This window comes from Brachyspira catarrhinii, assembly GCF_005518285.1.
Classification (GTDB): domain Bacteria; phylum Spirochaetota; class Brachyspiria; order Brachyspirales; family Brachyspiraceae; genus Brachyspira; species Brachyspira catarrhinii.
Genome location: NZ_SJDU01000563.1, coordinates 1 through 1,119, shown reverse-complemented (window position 1 = coordinate 1,119; position 1,119 = coordinate 1). Strand labels below are relative to the sequence as shown.

Here is a 1,119-nt window from a genome sequence, read left to right as displayed (position 1 = left end):
AAACCTCTCTCATCCTCTTATTAATATCATCATAAACGAAATAATCATTCTGATAATTAAATATCATTTTCAGCAATGATTCACAATTTTTTAATATATCTATAGATGACTTATTTAAATTAGATTTTATAAAATCTTCATCTATGTTTATCATTGTATGAGCAGCCTTATTTCTCTCTTTTTCTATTCTACTAAAATATTTAAAAGCATCATAAACTCTAACATAATTATTATCATTAAATTTATCACGATAATAATATGCTATATTTATTAAAGTATTAAAATTTAAAAATGTATCTTTAAATTTAAACTTTTTATCTAAAGAACGAAGAAGATCTTTATTATTTTTATCAATAAGTTCTCTTTTTATATAAGATGTACCATTTGGTGCAGTATCTATATATTTATCAATATTCAAATTATATTTATCATCTAAAAAATAGTATAATAATTTTGTAATAAAAGGAGTTATTCTAAGAATAAAATCTGTCAATGCTCCTTTGGATTGTCTTATTTTCATAATATAATAATATTCAAAAAATTCTCTTACTATCTCATTACCGTTACTGTAATCTAATACATTAATACTATTATCTAAAAGTAATTTTTCTGCTTCTCTAAATTGAGAATTCATTCTATAAACACAATGCTTTAAATATACTGGAAGTTTACTATCAAACAAATTAACGGCATTTTCATCTTCATTAAATATCTGCAATGCCGCACTATATTCATATCTATTTATCAATGATTCTATCTGAGATTTTATCTTAACTTTCTTAAAACTTAAAACTTTTATTTCACTGCATCTGTTATTTAATTGTTCTTTTTGTTCATCTATTTTTGAAAGCAAATCAATATTAAATATTATTTTTTCCTTATGGTAATTAGAGCCATTTGCAGGTGTAGATACTTGTATGGGTATTAATTTGATATTACTATTAACAACCTCCAACAATAAATTAGATTTCATTGCAGGAGTACCTGAAGATACATTCAAAAGTATATTATACCCATTTTTAGAATATTCATTATGAATGTTCTGTATACTATCTCTAAAATCAGTCATAAAAGCATCATAATCATTAACTTTTTCTTCATCAGAAAAAAGATTATAAA

The 1,119-nt window shown here is 22.4% G+C and carries 1 protein-coding gene; it reads right to left on the bottom strand.

The genetic code is table 11. The annotated features are described in order from the left end of the window. The coding region (csm6, locus tag EZH24_RS12325) for a type III-A CRISPR-associated CARF protein Csm6 (RefSeq protein ID WP_137999353.1) at positions 1-1,119 on the bottom strand (1,119 nt) is incomplete at both ends.